Here is a 20,210-nt window from a genome sequence, read left to right on the forward strand (position 1 = left end):
TGTTAGTATTTGTTAATAAAATAAAGAATCTTAACAACCAAATGAATGTTAAATCATCCTATTTTACTCCCATAGGTGGTATACTTTTGAATTATTCTGGTGGTATACTTTTCAAGTATTATTTACAGTCATTGTCGTCGTCTTTATCACACGATGTAAATGTAATAGACAAGGCAACCAAACTAAGAAAAAACAGGCTCGAAATTGTTTTTAAATTTTTCATTGTTTTTGAATTAAATTAAACTTTGTTTTTAAATTCATGTGTTTTTTGAACTTTCAATTATATAAATCCCATTTTTCTTAAACCTTGCATGCAATATAATTCAAAATTAAAGCATTAACATAATTTAATATTTTAGCGGCATATCTGAATAAGATATTACTGCACATTTATCCCTCTGAACGATGTCGTACCACAGCCTTTGTTGGTGTTTCCTTCCTGTAGTATAATCGAATTCGGCAGATTTATCGCCACTGAATGATTTCGATTTAAGTTTTAGCTTTACTGTCTTTCCTTTCTTTCCTTTTTCTGTCCAGTTACCGCGTGGAGGTGTTGCTATATTTTACTCTTTGAAGGCGAACAGCTTAATGATTTTAGAATGAATCGAAATGAGGTAGAGGTCACTCTGGACTATCTGTATATTTTATTTTTGGTATGCCAAAGTCATCGCTGGTTGCTCTAATTTTGTTTCGCAGTTTAACGTACTAAATTATTTAACTTATGAAACAAATTGAAGTAGCAACATTAGAACACCTAAATGAACTTGCAGTATTGTTCGACAATTATCGTGTATTTTATGAACAACCATCTGATTTGGAAAAAGGTAAATCTTTTCTGAAAGAACGTATAACGAACAATGAAACCGTTACATTTCTTATCAAGAAAGATGATAAATATGTAGGCTTTGCACAGTTGTATCCTCTGTATCATTATAAATCACTAAAACGCCAATGGTTGTTGAGCGACTTGTTTGTTGACCCTGCTTATCGTGGGTTTGGCTTTGCAATAGATCTTATAGACCGCTGTAAACAATATTGTAATGAAACCGGTGCTTGCGGACTATTGCTTGAAACTCAAAAAACAAATAAGATCGGTAATAATTTATATCCTAAATGTGATTTTGAGTTAGACAGTGAACACAATTATTATAATTGGTGGAATTAATGATAGGAAAATATCCCATCGCTTTTTCCTGCTCTCGTATGTCTCGTCCTAAATAGGGTTACACAAAAGATGTAATGTTATGGAAGAGATTAATTATGTCAAGCGCATACAAAAAGATTATAGCATATCTTTTAAGTTATCAGTGGTCTCGGAGATTGAGCGAGAAGATATCTCAGTAACTTCCGCCAAAAAGAAGTATGGAGTTCAAGGAGATCGGACAATTACTAATTGGCTGAGAAAATATAGTACCTTTGACTGGGTAAATCAAACGTCCAGTAATATGCAAAAGAGTAAAGATCAAAAGAGACTCGAGCTTGAGCAAAAAATCAAGCTATTGGAAAAGCAAAAAATTATTGGAGAAGCAAGCAGAAACCTCAGATAAGAAAGCGATCTTCTTTGATATGATGATCGATATGGCGGAAAAGGAATTTAATATCCCTATCCGAAAAACTCCTTACCCTAACAATCGACCGATTCTCAAGAGAATACCAAGTGAGTAAAACCTCCACCTGTGGATTGCTCGGGGTAAGTAGACAGGTTTATTACCGTTCCTTCCGATCTATGAAGCAGCAGGGTACAGCAGAACAAGTAGTGTCTATAATCTATATTGGCGGCAGAGGCAGAAACTGTTATTTGGCGTTGGTTACCGATGCATACTCCAAGAAGATAATGGTATATGATGCCTCTTACAGCCTGGCAACGGAGGGTTCTTTAATAGCATTGAATATGGCTATAAAGCTAAGGCGATATAGAAATAAGCTGATCCATCACCCAGATCGGGGTTTGCTGTATTGTAGTAATGATTATCAAGTAACATTAAAAAAGAAAAAGATAACACCAAGCATGACTGAAAATTATATTCCCGCTACCTGAACCACTAAAACCATAAGTAGAAGACAAACCTCCTGCTGTATTTGCTGAATTGTGATCACTGGTTGAAGAGCCTCCGCTTCCAGAAGCCCAAGATGATCGCCACCCCTCAGTATGTCCACTTCCAGTTAGTCTAATTCAACCTTATTCAGGTTGTCCAATTTTAGCTTACTTAATGTTTTCATATAAAAATTTTCAATTGGTTGGATTGCAGTATTATCTAACAAATAGCAACTTATCTGTTATTCTCTGCGACTTTACAATAACACCTAATATAAGATTGTCTTGAAATTTATACCCTAACTAGATTTAATTTTAAAGATTTCTTTTTCCGATATCTTTCTTGATATCTCTGAGTTATGAGTGCTGTCCCTTCTCTAATCATACAAAACTACAATTAAAGGCTATTATAAACATTCCCTACTCTGTAGTTCTTCGAATATCTTTGAATAATCTTAAGGTCAGCTACCTCAAAAATAAGAATAAAAAATAATAAATATTATCTTTGGATACAAACTAAAAACGAATACATGTCTGATCAAGAAAAATATAATCGAATATTTGAGGCTAATAATAAATGGATAGAGAAAAATAAGATAGACAACCCCGGACTATTTAAGTTATTAGCAGCAGACCAACATCCAGATTTTCTATATATCGGATGTTCGGATAGCAGAGTGCATCCCAATCAGGTTATGGGATTAAAGCCAGGAGAGGTTTTTATCCATCGTAATATTGCAAACATGGTTATAGCCACTGACCTAAGTGCTCTTTCCGTTATCAACTACGGAGTTGAATACCTAAAAGTTAAATTTATTATTGTTTGTGGTCACTATGGATGTGGAGGAATAGAAGCGGCGATGAAAAAGTCAGACTATGGGATACTTAACCCTTGGCTGCGAAGTATACGAGATGTTTACCATCTACATAAAGAGGAACTGGCTGCTATTGATGATATCGGAGCCAGACATAGGCGCCTTGTAGAACTTAACACATATGAACAATGCCGTAACATAATTAAAATGGGAGAAGTACAAAAGTCTTATTACGAAAAAGGATATCCTAAAGTTGCGGGATGGGTATTTGATATCAAGGATGCTCAACTTCATGATCTTTTCTTCGATATGGACGGCGAACTTGATAAGATTAAAGAGATTTATGATATTACAGGCAATACTGAAGATTGAAGAATTCCACTGCATTATATAATATCATTACACCCTTTTTCCTATTTAGATACCCCGCTTAAGGGGCTTTAGGAAAAAGGGTGTAAATGTAAAACTCTTATATTACTTATATCCGTAATTGATATCAAAAAACGAATATGTATGCTTACTTCAAATAAATGTCGCAGCTTATCGTATGCGGTCTAAAGATTTTACAAGCTTTTCGTCTTTCTTTATACGTGAAACAGCAAGTAAATCAAAGATCAGAGCTAATACAGGGAAAATAATTCCAAGTTGAATATTTAAGGAATATCCTGGAGTAATCTTATCTAAGAATGCATTTACATAAAACGCGGCAGTCACATAATATATAGCTATCAACAAAGCCGTAAATAATCCCAATTTTATTTGTAACTTTCTTTTTTTATATAGAAATATATTTAGAAAAGCTACGATCGCAGATAGAGCACAAAAGATAGCAGCTCCCCAAGCATGATAAGACATTGAGTTGTCAAATATTCCCAAAGAATTAAACAATATACTTGAAAATTTAAGACCTTCACTCGTTATTTCAAGCGATGGAATCACAAAAGTAGCCCCCATCAATATCGTTGTAAGAAGGAGAAAAATCGACTGTATACGCTGTATCATTCTATATTAGAAATTATCTTTATCCTTACTAGGATTTCTGTAATAAAGTTTTCCTTCTGTATACTCTTGAGCAGCGATAAGCGTTGGCTTAGGAAGTTTTTCGTAGTAACGAGAGATTTCTATTTGTTCTCTATTTTCGAAAACTTCTTCCAGATTATCGTTATATGAAGCAAATTCCTGTAGTTTCTTATCCAAATCCTGTTTCATTTCAACAGAAATCTGGTTAGAGCGCTTAGCGATAATTCTAACAGTTTCGTATACATTACCGGTGTCTTCTGACAAAGACATCATATCTCTGGTAATAGTATTGCTTGCTGCATTTGTTTTTCTATAATCCATAATGATTTTAAAATATAATTATATTGTTTTTTTTCGATTATTTATTTCTTCAACTCTTGTTGAACAGCTTCGTTTGTTGCATCATCTACTTCCTGACCTAATGCTTTTAAGGCTGCACGATAGTAACGTTCACTTTCTTTGGTGTACTTACCGTTAGGGAACATATTCTTATAATTGAAGTGTTCGTCCATCAAATCTCTGTAACGTACAGGCTTCTTTTCTTCAACGCTATAAACGGCTTGTTCAAATCTAGCTCTAACAATCAAAATCTGGAATTCCTCGGTAAATTCAGAAAAGGGATAAGATTTTAGAGCCTCACGTGCAGTTACTACGCAAGATTCGTAATAGTTCTCTCTATTATAAAGCCCCAAGTTGTAATATAAGCGTGCGGCCAGAAATTCTTTGTATGCTAACTTCTCTTGAAGTTTAAACATCAAATCCTGAGCTTCGGGAGCCTTTTCACTTTGAGGAAAATATTCCAAAAAGTTCTGAAATTCCTGAATCCCTTTAAAAGTGCTTGTTTGATCTAACCTCGCATCCGGAGAGTCGAGATACAACCCGTAAGCAGAATTGAATCGTGCCAACTCGGTAAATTCTCCCTTCGGAAACTTATTATAATATCGGGTATAGTACTGGGTAGCTGTTGTATAATCTTTATCATAGAAATAGGCTTGAGCCAACAGATACAATATTTCCTGCTCTTTGGAAGACCCTGTATATGCAGATAAAATCTCATCTAACAAGGTGATTGTTCTTCCATATTTCTTTTGATCGAAGTATTTCTTAGCATATTCATACTTTAACTCGGCATCACGGCTTTTCAATATTTTATTATATTCGCCGCATGATGCAAGCAGCATTGCTAATAATAAGGTACACAGGATTCGTATCTTCATTCTACTCAAAAATTAGTTTGCAAATTTACACAAAGCTTTTATAATTTAAAAATAAACTTTTACAATTATATTTTTTTGAGATTCACGATCAGTTTAGCGAAACATCGAAGCAACCTTTTTCACTCCCATTACCAACTGATCAATCTCTTCTTTTGTATTGTAGAATGCCAATGAAGCTCTCACTGTACCATCCACACCCAACTCATCCATAAGAGGTTGAGCGCAGTGATGACCTGTACGAACGGCTATTCCCATTTTATCTAAAAGCATTCCCATATCGTAATGATGAATATTATCTACCAAAAACGAGATTACGCTACTTTTCTTATCCGAAGTTCCATATATTCGTAAACCTTCTATTTTCAGTAATTCATCAGTACAATATCTTAATAACTCATCTTCGTATGCTTTTATTGAGTCAAGCCCAATATTTTTTATGTATTTCAATGCTGTGGCCAACGCTATCACTCCCGGATAGTCAGGGGTTCCGGCCTCAAACTTGAATGGTAACTCGTTGAATGTAGTCTCTTTAAAGGAAACCGTTTTTATCATTTCACCCCCACCCTGATAAGGCGGCATCTGATTCAGCCATTTTTCTTTACCATACAAGACACCTACTCCATTCGGCCCATAAACCTTATGTCCTGAGAAAACAAGAAAATCACAGTCCAGCTTTTGTACATCCAGCGTCATATGCTGAACCGACTGAGCTGCATCTATCAGCACAGGAATATTATGTTTGTGAGCAATTTCTGTTATTTGATCAACAGGATTTACAGTACCCAATACATTAGAAACATGCGTAACTGATATCAAACGTGTTTTTGGCGAAATAAGTTTCTCCATTTCGTCCAACATCAATTCCCCCTTATCGTTGATAGGAATTACTTTAAGCTTGATTCCTCGTATTGGCTCTTGCAATTGCCACGATACAATATTAGCATGATGTTCCATTGCCGAAATAATAATTTCGTCACCTTCATTGCAAAATTGGCGGCAAAAACTATGAGCAACAAGATTTATCGACTCTGTAGTGCCCCTTGTAAAAATGATCTCGTGGCTATGTTTAGCGTTGATGAATTGTTGCACCACCACTCTCGATTCTTCAGCAAGATCTGTAGCTTGCTGGCTTAAATAATGTACACCACGATGCACATTTGCGTTCGTGGTGTAATATATTTTAGTCATTTCCTCTACCACACATTTTGGTTTTTCGGTAGTAGCCCCATTATCCAGATAAATAAGAGGTTTACCATAAACCGTAGTAGATAGAATAGGAAAATCTGATCTTATTTCTTCTATATTCATTTTTTCACTGTCAATAGTTATCAGTTGGCAGCATAATGATATTCTGCAACCGAGAACTATGTTTCATTTATCATTTACATACTGCACAATTTCCGCAACGAGCAGATTCTCCTTTGAAACGTTTTTCGACCAAATCCAGTAGTCTTTCTTTCAGGCGGTCGATACGAACATGTTCTAGTACTCCCGCTGCAAAAGCTTGCATTAGCATCAAACGTGCAGATTCCTTAGAGAGACCACGTGAGCGAAGATAAAACAAAGCCTCTTCATCTAACTGTCCTGTAGTTAATCCGTGCGAACATTTTACATCATCGGCATAAATCTCCAATTGTGGCTTAGAATACATATGAGCATTTGGAGAAATACATAAGTTATTATTCGACTGATATGCCAATGTTTTCTGTGCATCTTTTTCAACTCGTATACGTCCACAAAAAGCACCTGTAGCTTCGTCTTGTAACACATACTTGAATAACTGCGTACTCGTACAGTGTGGCACAAGATGATCGAGAAAAGCAAAATTGTCTACATACTGATGCTTATCCGCTATAACCATACCACAGACATAAGCTTCGGCATGCTGTCCAGATAGTTTTACATTATAGTTATTACGGCTAACGCCCGTATTGAAAGTCATATTATTGATCAATACATTTGATGCTTCGAGCTGATGAACAAACGTATTTGTCAAACGGGTAACTTTATCTGAGTTTTCTTCCAAGTCGTAATAATCGACAAGAGCATTACGTCCGGCGAAGATTTCGGTAACCTGCGTTGCTAAAAACTGAGATTCATCTACAGTATGATCACAAATAAGTAATTTCACCTGAGCATCATCCTCGGCTATAATCAGAATACGGCGATTGACAAGACTATTAAATTCACTCTTCAATATATTGATCAGCTGAATAGGCTCTTCTACGACAACACCCTTAGGTACATAAATAACAAAACCATCTTGAGCAAACATTGTATTGAATGCGACAATTCCGTTTTTATCCATCTCTGCTATCTGCCCATAATATTTAGAAAACACCTCGGGCTTTTCTTCTGCAAAATGCTTGAAACTACCAACAAATACTCCGCTCGGATAATTTACCTTTGGCTTATGTTCTTCATGAAATATATCATTGAGAACAAAGTAAAGATTTGTAGTCAAATTAGGAATTTCACACCTAAAAGCAACATATGGGTTCCCTGTGAATGGCAACCTGTTAATATTGAGAGCAAAGTCAGGCAAGAACTCCGCTGCGACGTCCAGATAGAGATAATCCTCCATCTTCTTGGTGGGGAATCCCTGTTCTTTAAAAATATTTAGAGCTTTATCTCGAAGACTATCCATCCCGGATAAAGATTTTGCATCAATCTTATCTCTATACTGGGTAAATATGTCTATATATTGATTTTCTATCATTCTTCAAAATCTTTAATAATCCAATCGTATCCTCTTTCTTCCAATTCCAGAGCCAATTCAGCTCCTGCGCTTTTTACTATACGTCCTTTGTATAATACGTGAACATAGTCAGGCTTAATATAGTCTAGTAAACGTTGATAGTGGGTAATAACCACTGTAGCATTATCCTTGCTCCTCAACTTGTTTACACCGGCTGCAACAATACGCAAGGCATCGATATCAAGCCCTGAATCTGTCTCATCAAGTATTGCTAACTTCGGCTCTAACATAGCCATTTGGAAAATCTCATTACGCTTTTTCTCTCCTCCCGAGAAACCTTCGTTGACCGAACGTCCTGCAAGGTCTTTGTCTAGTTCAACTAATTGACGCTTTTCACGCATCATTTTCAAAAAGTCTGAAGCTGAGATAGGCTCCTCACCTTTATGCTTACGAATTTCGTTTAAAGAAGCACGCATAAAGTTCGTCATACTTACCCCCGGTATTTCTACAGGGTATTGAAAACTGAGGAACAACCCTTCACGAGCTCTATCTTCGGGATCCATTTCCAAAAGATCATGTTCTCTGAAAGTTACTTCGCCTTCTGTTACCTCAAAATTGGGATTACCTACCAAAACCGAAGCAAGGGTACTTTTTCCGGCACCATTAGGCCCCATTATTGCATGAATTTCTCCCTCATTTACAACAAGATCTAATCCCCTTAATATTTCTTTGCCTTCAACATTGGCATGTAAGTTCTTTATGTTTAATAAATTTGCCATTATTATTATATGTTGTTTAAAATAAAAATCTTAGTTACAGCTATCCATTTAACACTAAGATCTGATATATGTTCAAGCCACCATGGCTTTCGAATGCAAAAATAGTAAATAAAACACAAAAATAGCCCGTTTTTAACAGGCTATTAGTTATTTATTAAATCTATAATGTTTCTTTTCTAATAAATTAAACTATTTAACAAACTAATAGTTCCCATATTTCAAATGAGTAGGGTTTTTATTCCTAGAAACTCATTTCTACTACAACAGGACAATGGTCAGAAAAGTTTATTTCGCTCAGAATTGCTGCATTATTAAGTCGTGGACGAGCTTCTTCCGTAATAACATGATAGTCTATACGCCACCCTAAATTTTTACCTCTGGCTCCTGCCCTATAACTCCACCAACTATACTTTTCGGGACTTTGATCATACACACGAAAAGTATCAATAAGTCCTGTATCTATAAACTCATCAAACCACTGACGCTCTTCAGGTAAGAATCCCGAGCTTTTGGTATGTCGTTCAGGGTGATTAATATCGATAGGTTTATGACAGATATTGTAATCTCCGCAGATAATGAGTTCGGGTCTTTCTTTACGTAAATCGTTTATAAAATGTGTAAAATCGGCCAGAAATTTCATTTTTATATCCTGACGAATATCCCCCATTGTACCGGAGGGTATATAAACACAAATCACAGTGACATCTCCATAGTCGGCACGTAATACACGCCCTTCTCTATCATAGTCAGGAATCCCCATTCCTATTTTCACCAAATCAGGCATAAGTTTGGTCAAGATACCAACTCCGCTATATCCTTTTTTTTCGGCAGGATGAAAATAGTAATTATACCCCAATGATTGAATAGTCAATACATCGATCTGATCTTCCGTAGCCTTTATTTCCTGCAAGCATAAAATATCAGGAGACTCTTGTTCAAGCCATTGGTAAAGACCTTTATTTACAGCGGCACGTATGCCGTTTACATTATATGATATTACTTTCATTTAATCAAAATGTGTTAAGTCAACTTGATACCTTCATTTTCGGCAGCTTTAACTTTCTTAAATAAGTCGGAGGCAAAGACAAAATCATTAAAATCTTCATTTGTAGAAGATATGACGTCCTTGCTTGAACCTTGCCACTCGAGTTCGCCTTCCTTAATAAAATTGATTCGTTCACCAATACCCATTACCGAGTTCATATCGTGAGTATTGATAACGGTTGTAATATCATACTCTTTTGTGATATCATGTATCAAATCATCTATAACGAGAGATGTTTGAGGGTCAAGTCCGGAGTTTGGCTCGTCGCAAAACAAATATTTTGGATTGAGGGCTATGGCACGAGCTATGGCAGAACGCTTCATCATACCTCCACTAATCTCTGATGGATATAGGTGACCTGCATCTCCAAGATTTACCCTTTCCAGACAGAATTTAGTTCGTTTCTCCTGCTCTATTTTGGTCATTGAGGAGAACATCATTAAGGGGAAATTGACATTTTCGAAAACAGTCATGGAGTCAAATAAGGCCGATCCTTGAAAAATCATCCCCATCTCTTGACGCAAATCTTTCATCTCACCGAGGCTCATTTTTGTAAGATCACGTCCATCGTATAATATTTGCCCGCTTGAAGGGCGCATCAAGCCTACGAGATTTTTAAGAAGAACCGTTTTTCCCGAACCGCTTCGTCCAATAATAAGGTTGGTTTTCCCTGCTTCGAAAAGAATATTTATATCCTTCAGAACGTCTCGTTCATCAAATGATTTATATAAGTTCTTTACTTCTATCATGACATCATCAATTGAGTGATCAGCAAGTCTGAAACAAGAATAAGAATACTACCCATAACTACCGAATCGGTACTAGCTTTGCCCACATCCAACGATCCGCCCCGTGCTGAGTAGCCATAATAAGAGGCCACAGTTGACATAATGAAAGCGAATATTATAGTTTTAACAATAGCATACCATACATAAAATTCTTTGAAATAGAATTGAAGTCCATACTGAAAGGTATCAGCAGGCATCACTTGCCCTATTATACAGACTGCATATCCGCCTATTACACCAAAAAACATACTAAGAACTACAAGTACTGGGATGAAAGTCATCAAAGCGATTACTTTAGGCAAAATGATATAATTGGCAGAATTCACACCCATTATTTCCAATGCATCTATTTGTTCTGTAACTTGCATCGTTCCTATTTCGGACGCTATATTAGATCCGACTTTTCCTGCTAGAATCAGACACATTATCGTCGATGAGAATTCCAAGATTAGTATCTCTCTGGATACATAACCAACCGTATAACGTGGCATGAACGGAGAATCAATATTCAACTTTATCTGAACCACAATAACAGCACCGATGAAAAAGGAGATTATTATCACAATCCAAATTGAGTTTACTCCTAATTTGCTTATTTCGGCTAGATACTGACGAAGAAAAACACTCCATTTCTGAGGTCTGGTGAAAACCTTTTGCATGAGGAGCGCGTAGTGTCCAAGTTTATCTAAAAGAGAAATTATAAACATATTTGTTTTTTCAGAGATTTATAAACATGAACAAAGATACATTTTTTTGTATAATTCTCAGATTTCAATCGAATGGAATGCATTAAGAGAACATTTTTTGAAAAATTTTCACTTATCTTATGAGTTATAGGAAATCAATCGTGCGAATGATGATACCGACAATATTAATATGAATTATAAATCCTTAGTTATAATTCTTCGGATTGTAAATCCGAAGGGACGAAGAAAACTCTTCGAAAATAATACATCTATTTTCTTTTCTCTAAGTATATGAAAGATTTAAAAGCTATCTTATATCCAATAAACACCCCCAATATTATAAGTAATATATAATTGAAGATTATATCATCTTTGTATAAATCAAATATAAAATATATAAAGAAGTATATATAAAAACAATAGCTTACAATTATTTGAGAATATATACATATAAAGCTCACAAATCCATCAGACTGATAATATAGCTTTTTCCCCGTTCTCTTTTTAGAAACTAGAAATCCAATTAATTCAAAAACAGAAATAACAATTAGTAATATCCATAATCCAGTTAAAGTATACATTACGGTAGGAAGACAAGAAGATTCAATCAATTCATAAAAAAACAGACAATACATCGTTGTTAAGATACACATTGATATAAGAAATTTCTCTCTTAGCTTGGTTATATTTTTCATAAAAATAGAAATTATATCTTCTTCTTTTTTTCTTCTCTTGCTCTATTTTTTCAGGATAAGCATCATATGAGTCTTTACTAGGAGTATCCAGGATAGTTTAAAATGGATTATAGATACTTGCACGATTCATATTCGGATTACAAATCCGAAGGAACGAGGGAAAATGAGAATAAAGATATTTCTTAATTTGGAATATATAAAAAAAATTCTCTTCGTCCTCCTGTTTTCCTCTTAATTTCGATACTCCCTTTACCGTATTTTTTTATAATAGAGTCACCCACACTTACAAAATTCCATGAATCAGGATAAAAATCTACTGTTATATTTAAAGTATCATTATTAATTGTATGGACTTGGATCATCTTAGCCGCATGATTCCAGTTATCAATATGTTTTTTTATTATTTGTCCTTCATAACTTGAATTTATAACATCTATAGTATATTCTTTTCTACTACTAATATTACAAGACAAAAATAAACACATCATAAATAAATAAGATATAAATTTCATATATGTATTTAATGTTTTAAGTAAATATGAATTTAGTTTTTGATTCTAAAGAATTTCCAGGAGAAAAAAGAAAATAGATCATGAATCAACTCAATAGAATATATTCTACTACGAACCAACATGGATTTTCCCATTAAAATAACACATATCTTTGGCATAATTTATACCAACAATGATATACCAATATGATGAAGACATCACTTGATCTGATCTTTTACACTCGGGCTGAGCATCTCTATAGCCAAGAACAAACTTAATGAAAAAGGTGACAAAAGTAACAGCTTTTTGTATATATTTCTCTGTCACCTTTTTTCTACCCTTAAGTCATATATAGATAAATAATCCTGCCAATGATGACATTGACAGGATTGAATTATAGTGGATTGGAAATCCTTAATTATAAGTCTTCGGATTTCAAATCCGAAGGGACGAAAGTGGCGAATAATAATAATAATAATAATAATAATAATAATAATAATAATAATAATAATAATAATAATAATAATAATAATAATAATAATAATAATAATAATCTAACATATAAGAAACTTATATATACTCCTCTCCGTTTATTTAAATCTAGTTTCAAATTGCCTTGATACCCCTGTTTTTTTCTTAATAGTTATATAACTATCACCTTTATGTTTAATAATAGAGTCATAAGGAGATGCAAAAGCCCAAGACTTCGAATAGAACTCTGCAATAACTTGAATTGTACCCTTATCTTTTGTTGTTATTTCAAATGTATACACATCATGGTTCCAAGAATCTTTGTAAATCTTTGTAATAAGTCCTGTGTAGTCCTCGTTAATACATGCTTGTCTATATTCCTTATTACTACCTGCTATACATGAAAAAAATATTATAACAACAAAACAATATTTTTTAATCTTCATTATTTATTTTGTTTTATGTAAATACAAAGGAGATGTTGTATATGTTCTTTTTACGCTCCCAGAAAAAAGAGTTTTTGATCCAACAGAATATCCTATACTTCTCATATTCCAATTTGTTCCTGCTTTTTCGTCATATTTATAACTACCAGTCTGACCTATTTCAACAGGATTTGATTGAACTACATCTTTACTCGTTCCTATAGTTAAGCCGCCTGCACCTCCATCTAGTGCCCATGCTGGCCCTTTTAAAGTTTCAGCTGTTGGAACTGCATCTCCAACGTAATTTCCAACAACTCCACTGATACCATGAGAGAAATCAATTCCAAAAACAAAGCCTCCCGTTAAATTTATAAATACACCATCACTTGGTATATATCCAAGATTTAATTGAGCACTATATCCCAAAAGAAAGGAGGTTGTTACCCAAATGGTCAGTCATATAGTAATGATAAACTCCTCCTTCTATAGATCCTCCGTCAATCACTGGCTATCTCTATAGCTAATAACAAACTTAATGAAAAAGTGACAACCAACGATCACAGGAGCGAAGCGTATGTAAAAGTAACAGCTTTTTGCATATATTTCTCTGTCACCTTTTTATTCCCTTAAGTCATATATAGATAACTAATCCAGCCAATGATAATATTGGCAGGATTAGTTTATATCAAATAAATATACTGATTACTATTAATCTTCGAGCAAATCCGAAGGGACGAGGAAGTACTGCCTATCGGCACTGAATTCTGTGTATGGGAATTAAACTATCTTTATTTATTATTTTATATGTTTTTGTTATAATCTCATAGTCCATATTTAATTGAGAATAATCTTTATATCCAGCAATAGAATCTTTAAATATTGTTAAAGCGTTAATATTAAGCATATCTTTACTGCAGATACTATGTGCATTGTAAAAGACTATTAAATAACCGTCAAAAAAGGTATAACCATCAATTCTGTCTGCATCATAATAAAAATCAGTACTGATTTTTATCAAACAATTTGAGAAGTTATCAAATGATATAGTTACTATTCTTTTTCCTTTCATAGGATATTTATACTTAATCTTCTGTTCCTCAATAACTTCTTCTATCTTGTCAGTAAGAGATTTATTCATTATATTAGTCAAGTCTTTTTTTCTATTATTCTTTTCTATACAAGAAATAAAGATTAAAAGTATTAACACTAAGAATATTATTTTCTTTTTCATTACTTACTATTAATTATCTTACCAATTTTTATATCCTAATACAGTTTTTCTAAGTTGAGTCGTACTTTTAATCGGCCCTAGCAATTTACTCGTTGTTTTATCATTAAAATAAATTAGACTTTGGCTATTTTTATGATAAATAAAATGTTTAGGGTATGCAGTAGGATATTTTTTATTTACACTCTTGGCATTATTATATCTTTTTGCTAAGTTAGACATATCCCCTCCTTCATATCCGAACGGTGAAATTTGCCCTGATGCCATTTTTGTATCATCTCCACCAGGATGCGTATGCATATTAAAAATCATATCTTCATCTCCATATAAGCCATGCCTATAACCAACAGCTTCGTCCGAAAAACTTGTTCTAAGCACGTAACGGTTTCCTCCTTTTGTGGATTGATAGCCGTCTAATCCCCATTCTACATCTGAATTATCTGAGGCAAACTTAAATACATTAAATGCATCGTTTACATTAGACGTTGTTACAAAAGAAAAATCATTTTTCCAACAAATGCAGGTAATATTTCTTTATCATCTACATTTAGCGACCTGTTGGTAATCATAGTATACCCATATTGATCTTTTTTGTTGCAACTAACTGATCATGTTTATCTTCCGTTTTCAAAGCAAGAGTAATCTTACCATCTTCTCCTATTAAATAAATATCCATACCATCTGGATCTATATATTTCAGTGGATTATTTGCTACATAGACATATGGAGATATTGAATAATATTTCTCTGCTAACGGATCAACTGTTGTAAACCTTCCCACTGCACTTTCATAATACCTTGCCGAATAATCATACAGGTTCAATCCGTGCATCTGATCCAGCTCCTTGCCATTGTATTTGTACGGCTGTTTCTTGTGTTCATCTACAGTATTCTCTGCAAAAGCTGTTCCGAACGGATAGTAATGATTTCTTTGGGTTACCGTACCGCTTGCATTCACCACCACACGGTTGTTACCCAAATGGTCTGTCATATAGTAATGATAAACTCCTCCTTCTATATATCCTCCGTCAACCAGTATGCTATCTCTATAGCTAAGAACAAACTTAACGAAAAAGTGACAACCAACGATCACAGGAGCGAAGCGTATGTAAAAGTAACAGCTATTTGTATATATTTTTCTGTCACCTTGTTTATTCCCTTAAGATCATTATAGATAAATAATCCTAAGAATAATGAAACTCACAGAAAGGTTGAATTATCATGTATTAGAAATTTTATTTCACATTTATAATTATTGTATATACATTACTTAATCTTTAACACTCTTAATAATATTAGGCAGGCAATAAACTCTTTGTATATTCTAAAGCTAATTATATATAAAAGCAGATTACAACTTAAAAAAAGTTGCAATCTGCTTTTATATATAATTAACCTTTAATGGGTAATATCACTTCTCTGTAACCATGAGTGTGGCTTTATCGATTCCCTGCGAAACATCTATAACAAATTTATATGCTTTACCTTTAGTTAGCGTTTTACCCGGAGCTAATGCAATATTACCTTTATCTACCCCATTTACTGATTGTCCTTGTCCTATAATAAAGACTTCACTATTCACTGTAAGTGTCTCTGGGCCGAATGATGGAGCCCAATCTTTTGTATGGAAAAATACAAAATTAACTCTGTCTGCGATTATAGTCTCTCCTGCAACAAAAGTTATTTGAAATATACCATTTCCCATAGGAACCATACATACACCTTTTTGGGGATCCCATCCTGTATTTTTCAATGAAGGTTTTCCTTGACTATCACCAATAAGCCATATTGTGCCAGTCCCATCAGCTTTTAAACTTGCCAGATTTTCACCATCCATCACTTCTACCTTCAAGTATTTTAAGGAAAAGTCTGCACTTACACGGTATCTACCATCGATAGCATTGAATATAAGTTTGTCATCATTTTTAGAGAAAAAGTCTTGATCTACCCACCATTCGTCAAAGCCATCGATACCATCAACCTTAACTTCCTGTCCTTTGGTTAACTGTAAATCTATCTTAAAGTTATCATCGTCAATTTTTTCCATTTCAGTACCATTTATAGCATAAGCGACAATAAATGGGGCTGCCGTATAATCGAAAGTGTTGAATAAGATTGTATACTCGCCAGATGTAAGATTAGAGAATGTAATATCATTAGTTGATCCTTGAGATATCCCATTATCCTCCCATCCAAAATTTATAGAATTACCTATAGAAGTAACAGTCGGACTCTTAATAAAACCTTTAATCTTTTGGGGAAGATTCGTAGTCAATGCATAACGATTTTCACCGATGCGTTCCATTCGGTATTCCTTGTCTTTGGTCACAAAAGTTAAGTAAGGGTATTGAGGTCTGATAAGAGGAAGTTCGTATGTTTTATCAGTAGTTGTAAAATTTATATTCTGTAAAACAAACTCAAGCTTAGCTATACCATCAGGAATTTCTTTCAAAAATGGTACAAATATCTTACCCGAGTACTCTCCCTCTGTTTTAGTTCTAATGACTACATCTGATACGATCTTTTCTCCATAATAAAGCTTAACCTTAAGTGTAGAAAGAGGTACATCATCTGATACATTTACTTTAAAAGGTAGACTATCTCCAAACATTGCATTAGAAAACTCTGTTTGAATATTCATAGTGGGATTTCCAGTTTTTTTGTCGCTATCATCGTCCGAGCACGATAAAAATAATGCTACAGAGAGTAAAGATATATATATAAATATTTTCATAATTTTTAAGATATTATAATTATTAATTAAACCAACGATAAGAAACAACCGATTGAGCTGGAACTTCATGTGTAAAGCTCTTTGTTCCATCATAGACATTTATTTTTTTCAACTTACTAGATTTATTTAGTATAACAAGGGCATAACTGCCATCAGTATTCTTAAATGCTGAATGAATTAGCTCCATATCTTTATATCCAGAGGTACCTATGCGTAGAGCTTCGGGTTTAACTACAGAAGAAAGGTGAGATATTATGAAATAATGAGAATTACGAGTAATTGTTTTATAATCTACTTTATTGAGATCAACCGCCCCATAACATACGTCACACCCACCAGGTCTAAATGGACCTCGCTCTGTATCCAGCATCAGATTCCATACAATCACAGCTTTACACCAATTATTTATAGTGCCTAATGCTATTTCCTCCATATCATCTATCAAACGTTTCTGAAAATTGTGACCATCATTCCATGTCCCAATTGAAGTCTCTGTAAATATAAGTTCTTTCTCCGGATTTGCATGATGGATATCTAGAAGCTCATCTTTACTTCCTCCATAATTATGATATGCTGCACCTGCAACATATTGAGAAGTTTCAACATCTTTATAAATCTTTAAAGGAAACTGAGTTTGATCTTTAGTATCATCTTTACCCCTATCATAGTCATAATTATGATCATACAAATATATCTTTGTTGTTACTCCCGCTTTTTTAAATTGAGGGCCTAAAGCTGTTTTTACAAACTCATTCTGTTCTTTCCAGCCCATAAACATAGAAGCGGAATTACCTCTGTTTAAAGGCTCATTTTGAGGGGTTATTGAGTATATTTTAATACCATGATCTTGCATTGCTTTTATCCACTTCACAAAATAGACAGCATAATCCTGATAATATTTTGGATTTAGTTGACCACTTGTCCATGAGTTATAAGCTCTCAAGTCCTTCAAATTATTAACTTTCATCCAAAGAGGTGCAGTCCAAGGAGAACCCATAACTTTTATATTTGGGTTGATTGTTAATATTTCCTTGAGTATAGGTATTACATATTCTAATTCCTCACTCTGCAAAGCAAAGTTTTCGAGCCCCTCTTTATCACAACAAGTATATTCACTGAGTGAAAAATCAGAACAGCCGATAGCTATTCTGACATAGCTATACCCAGCGCCACCTTTCTCTGAAAATGTTTCATTCAGAAATTTATCACGATCAAGCTTTTGCATTTGCAGCAAATTATAGGCCGTAGATCCAGTTATGGCAGCGCCAAAACCATCCATTATCTGATATGTTTGATTCGCTATCAAGTTAATTGTTAGAGGAGACATATTATCTGCCTTTTCGCTAAACGGAATCTCTTGTTTTACAAATTCTAAAGATCGTGTATTAGTGGTGACATATACAGTCACCACTTTATCATTTACAGTTATATCATCTATCTCATCCTTATTACTTATTCTACTCCCACTACAAGAAAAAAGGACTATAATGGATAAGAATAGAGTAAAAGTATATTTCAGTATATTCATTTTTGTTTTTCTATTTGTATGATATAACTTTTAATACCCCTCATTTTGGACTATATTGGGGTTATTATCAATCACAGATAATGGAATCGGCAACCTTTGAGAGTTTTTTGTAAAACTCCATTTTATAGGAGTTCGCCCACTATCCTTTACAAAAACATTATTCATAACGCTTTCAACTAAGTCTAAGCGAATCAAATCAAACCAACGTTGGCCCTCAAATGCCAACTCCATTCTACGTTCTTTCATCAGTGCTTCAAATAGTTTATCTTTACTTGATTTATCGTCATTAGATAAATTTGGCAATTGAGCTCTTTTTCTGATAGTATTAATAATATTGGCGGCACCATTTAGATCCGGTGAAGATTTTAATAACAAAGCTTCTGCTTTGAGTAGTAATATATCTGCATAGCGCAAATGAATGATACTACTTTGAGATGAACGACATTTGTACATGAAAGGATAATTATCTTTAGGATAATAAAGAGACCATCCACATTCGTAATATACGATAGATTCCTTATAGCGTTTAACATCATTCTGTATTTCATAAAGTTTTATTAGATCTCTTGAAGGTGTTACCCATTTATTCCATGTAAAATTTGCATCCCAATTGAGCAAATCTCGTCCAAACATCATGTAACACCAATTGCCTCCTCCTGCAACAAAATGAGCCTCCAATATAGACTCTTTTGTATTACGAGCCTTAATGTCTGTAACCTCATTATTCATCCCAAACAAAAGAGTATAATCATCAACTAAGTCTATTCCATCTGTAGCAACCTCATCGCAATACTGAACTACCTTGTCATAATCTCTTATTGGTTTTTCTGCATATACCTTTGCTAATAAAGATCTAGCGACAGTTTTAGTCATCAAAGTTTTGTCTGCATTGTTATTGTTGGGTGCATGTTGAGTCGCAAATAATAGATCTGATTCTAATTTCTTATATACATCTATTTCTGGAGTCTGAGGAGGAAAATATAATGGGTACACTTCTTCAAAATTTTCAGAGGTGATATCCGGTGCTATAACTGTAACCAATGGTATATTTCCCCACATACGTACCATGTCAAACAATATTAATGATCGAAATATCATTCCTTGTGCTTGATATTCTTTAATTTCTGTATCGGTCAAAGATTTATCCCCAACACTATCTGCGTATATTATCAACTTGTTTGCCATCCCTACTTGCTTCAAGTAGCGATTCCAGTCTCTAGTCAATACTGTATTTGTACCATCTATAGAGTTGTCTTCAAATGGCAATACTTCGGCATTAAAAGCTCCAGCATAAGCATTATCGGAGTGGCTATCTGTAAGCAATATTTTATCGATATACCATTCCTGATCCTTCAATTCGTTATAGAGAGCCCTTAATTGAGTTTCAACAGCTGCTTTATCTTTGAATACGACTTCTTTTCCGCCCTGATTGAAACCTTCTGTCACATCAGAATAATCTGATATTGGATCATGATCGAGCGAGCATGATGTGGGTGCAAGAACGATAATTCCACCTACGATAAATTTTAATATATTTTTGAGTATCATAATTACT

25 protein-coding genes and 1 pseudogene are annotated in these 20,210 nt (G+C 34.2%); 5 read left to right on the top strand and 21 right to left on the bottom strand.

The features are described 5' to 3' along the window. Positions 1-242: hypothetical protein (locus tag QOX35_RS15365; RefSeq protein WP_283687688.1), on the top strand; the 242-nt coding region annotated here is incomplete at its 5' end. 198 nt (positions 243-440) lie between these two features. Here the strand turns inward: QOX35_RS15365 and QOX35_RS16490 are convergent. Continuing rightward, positions 441-518: pseudogene (locus QOX35_RS16490) on the bottom strand (NigD1/NigD2 family lipoprotein); the annotation flags it as partial. Between the two features lie 203 nt (positions 519-721). Between QOX35_RS16490 and QOX35_RS15370 the strand changes: the two are divergent. From QOX35_RS15370 to QOX35_RS15380, 3 genes are all read left to right on the top strand, one after another. Beyond that, positions 722-1,165 (top strand): GNAT family N-acetyltransferase, encoded by a 444-nt coding sequence (locus QOX35_RS15370; RefSeq protein ID WP_283687689.1) that lies wholly within the window; start codon positions 722-724, stop codon positions 1,163-1,165. Positions 1,166-1,244: 79 nt separating this feature from the next. Continuing rightward, a complete protein-coding gene (locus QOX35_RS15375) occupies positions 1,245-1,547 on the top strand; it encodes a hypothetical protein (protein ID WP_283687690.1) in 303 nt (100 codons plus the stop codon). A gap of 110 nt (positions 1,548-1,657) precedes the next feature. Continuing rightward, positions 1,658-2,038, top strand: coding sequence for a DDE-type integrase/transposase/recombinase (locus QOX35_RS15380; protein ID WP_283687691.1), 381 nt, complete (start codon positions 1,658-1,660; stop codon positions 2,036-2,038). Here QOX35_RS15380 and QOX35_RS15385 read toward each other — a convergent pair. Beyond that, positions 2,020-2,157 (bottom strand): hypothetical protein, encoded by a 138-nt coding sequence (locus QOX35_RS15385; RefSeq protein ID WP_283687692.1) that lies wholly within the window; start codon positions 2,155-2,157, stop codon positions 2,020-2,022. The two genes, QOX35_RS15380 and QOX35_RS15385, sit on opposite strands and share 19 nt — an antisense overlap. A gap of 408 nt (positions 2,158-2,565) precedes the next feature. Here QOX35_RS15385 and QOX35_RS15390 point away from each other — a divergent pair, with 408 nt between their 5' ends. Beyond that, positions 2,566-3,222: a carbonic anhydrase gene (locus QOX35_RS15390; RefSeq protein WP_135107174.1), complete on the top strand. Its 657-nt coding sequence runs from the start codon at positions 2,566-2,568 to the stop codon at positions 3,220-3,222. Positions 3,223-3,390: 168 nt separating this feature from the next. Here QOX35_RS15390 and QOX35_RS15395 read toward each other — a convergent pair whose 3' ends face one another. From QOX35_RS15395 to QOX35_RS15485, 19 genes are all read right to left on the bottom strand, one after another. Further along, a complete protein-coding gene (locus QOX35_RS15395; protein WP_283687693.1) occupies positions 3,391-3,852 on the bottom strand; it encodes a DUF4293 domain-containing protein in 462 nt (153 codons plus the stop codon). A 6-nt stretch (positions 3,853-3,858) separates the two neighbouring features. After that, positions 3,859-4,191, bottom strand: coding sequence for a DNA-directed RNA polymerase subunit omega (locus QOX35_RS15400; protein WP_006844092.1), 333 nt, complete (start codon positions 4,189-4,191; stop codon positions 3,859-3,861). Positions 4,192-4,232: 41 nt separating this feature from the next. Then, positions 4,233-5,087 (bottom strand): outer membrane protein assembly factor BamD, encoded by an 855-nt coding sequence (locus QOX35_RS15405; protein WP_135107178.1) that lies wholly within the window; start codon positions 5,085-5,087, stop codon positions 4,233-4,235. Positions 5,088-5,180: 93 nt separating this feature from the next. Further along, entirely contained in the window at positions 5,181-6,395 is a 1,215-nt protein-coding gene (locus QOX35_RS15410; protein ID WP_283687694.1) for an aminotransferase class V-fold PLP-dependent enzyme, read from the bottom strand. 70 nt (positions 6,396-6,465) lie between these two features. Then, complete coding sequence (gene sufD, locus QOX35_RS15415; RefSeq protein ID WP_283687695.1) at positions 6,466-7,806, bottom strand: Fe-S cluster assembly protein SufD; 1,341 nt, start codon at positions 7,804-7,806, stop codon at positions 6,466-6,468. Further along, positions 7,803-8,564: a Fe-S cluster assembly ATPase SufC gene (gene sufC / locus QOX35_RS15420; RefSeq protein WP_135107189.1), complete on the bottom strand. Its 762-nt coding sequence runs from the start codon at positions 8,562-8,564 to the stop codon at positions 7,803-7,805. Before sufC ends, sufD begins: the two co-directional genes overlap by 4 nt. Before the next feature lie 241 nt (positions 8,565-8,805). Next, complete coding sequence (locus QOX35_RS15425) at positions 8,806-9,570, bottom strand: exodeoxyribonuclease III (RefSeq protein ID WP_283687697.1); 765 nt, start codon at positions 9,568-9,570, stop codon at positions 8,806-8,808. A 14-nt stretch (positions 9,571-9,584) separates the two neighbouring features. After that, positions 9,585-10,358, bottom strand: coding sequence for an ABC transporter ATP-binding protein (locus QOX35_RS15430; RefSeq protein ID WP_135107193.1), 774 nt, complete (start codon positions 10,356-10,358; stop codon positions 9,585-9,587). Beyond that, a complete protein-coding gene (locus QOX35_RS15435; RefSeq protein WP_374043291.1) occupies positions 10,355-11,098 on the bottom strand; it encodes an MlaE family ABC transporter permease in 744 nt (247 codons plus the stop codon). Before QOX35_RS15435 ends, QOX35_RS15430 begins: the two co-directional genes overlap by 4 nt. An 862-nt stretch (positions 11,099-11,960) precedes the next feature. Beyond that, on the bottom strand, positions 11,961-12,290 hold the full coding sequence (locus QOX35_RS15440; protein ID WP_283687698.1) for a hypothetical protein: 330 nt from the start codon (positions 12,288-12,290) through the stop codon (positions 11,961-11,963). Between the two features lie 108 nt (positions 12,291-12,398). Then, a complete protein-coding gene (locus QOX35_RS15445) occupies positions 12,399-12,596 on the bottom strand; it encodes a hypothetical protein (protein WP_283687699.1) in 198 nt (65 codons plus the stop codon). A 263-nt stretch (positions 12,597-12,859) separates the two neighbouring features. After that, entirely contained in the window at positions 12,860-13,186 is a 327-nt protein-coding gene (locus QOX35_RS15450; protein ID WP_283687700.1) for a hypothetical protein, read from the bottom strand. A 3-nt stretch (positions 13,187-13,189) separates the two neighbouring features. Continuing rightward, positions 13,190-13,591 (bottom strand): hypothetical protein, encoded by a 402-nt coding sequence (locus tag QOX35_RS15455; RefSeq protein WP_283687701.1) that lies wholly within the window; start codon positions 13,589-13,591, stop codon positions 13,190-13,192. A 322-nt stretch (positions 13,592-13,913) separates the two neighbouring features. Next, positions 13,914-14,396: a hypothetical protein gene (locus tag QOX35_RS15460; protein WP_283687702.1), complete on the bottom strand. Its 483-nt coding sequence runs from the start codon at positions 14,394-14,396 to the stop codon at positions 13,914-13,916. 18 nt (positions 14,397-14,414) lie between these two features. Continuing rightward, positions 14,415-14,921 (bottom strand): JAB-like toxin 1 domain-containing protein, encoded by a 507-nt coding sequence (locus tag QOX35_RS15465; RefSeq protein ID WP_324373582.1) that lies wholly within the window; start codon positions 14,919-14,921, stop codon positions 14,415-14,417. Between the two features lie 37 nt (positions 14,922-14,958). After that, complete coding sequence (locus tag QOX35_RS15470) at positions 14,959-15,486, bottom strand: RHS repeat domain-containing protein (protein WP_283687703.1); 528 nt, start codon at positions 15,484-15,486, stop codon at positions 14,959-14,961. A 318-nt stretch (positions 15,487-15,804) separates the two neighbouring features. Further along, positions 15,805-17,127: a DUF5125 domain-containing protein gene (locus QOX35_RS15475; protein WP_283687704.1), complete on the bottom strand. Its 1,323-nt coding sequence runs from the start codon at positions 17,125-17,127 to the stop codon at positions 15,805-15,807. 22 nt (positions 17,128-17,149) lie between these two features. After that, a complete protein-coding gene (locus QOX35_RS15480) occupies positions 17,150-18,655 on the bottom strand; it encodes an endo-1,6-beta-glucanase (RefSeq protein ID WP_283687705.1) in 1,506 nt (501 codons plus the stop codon). A gap of 30 nt (positions 18,656-18,685) precedes the next feature. Further along, on the bottom strand, positions 18,686-20,203 hold the full coding sequence (locus QOX35_RS15485) for a RagB/SusD family nutrient uptake outer membrane protein (RefSeq protein ID WP_283687706.1): 1,518 nt from the start codon (positions 20,201-20,203) through the stop codon (positions 18,686-18,688). Between the last annotated feature and the right edge of the window lie 7 nt (positions 20,204-20,210).

The organism is Dysgonomonas sp. Marseille-Q5470, assembly GCF_951230145.1.
Taxonomy (GTDB): domain Bacteria; phylum Bacteroidota; class Bacteroidia; order Bacteroidales; family Dysgonomonadaceae; genus Dysgonomonas.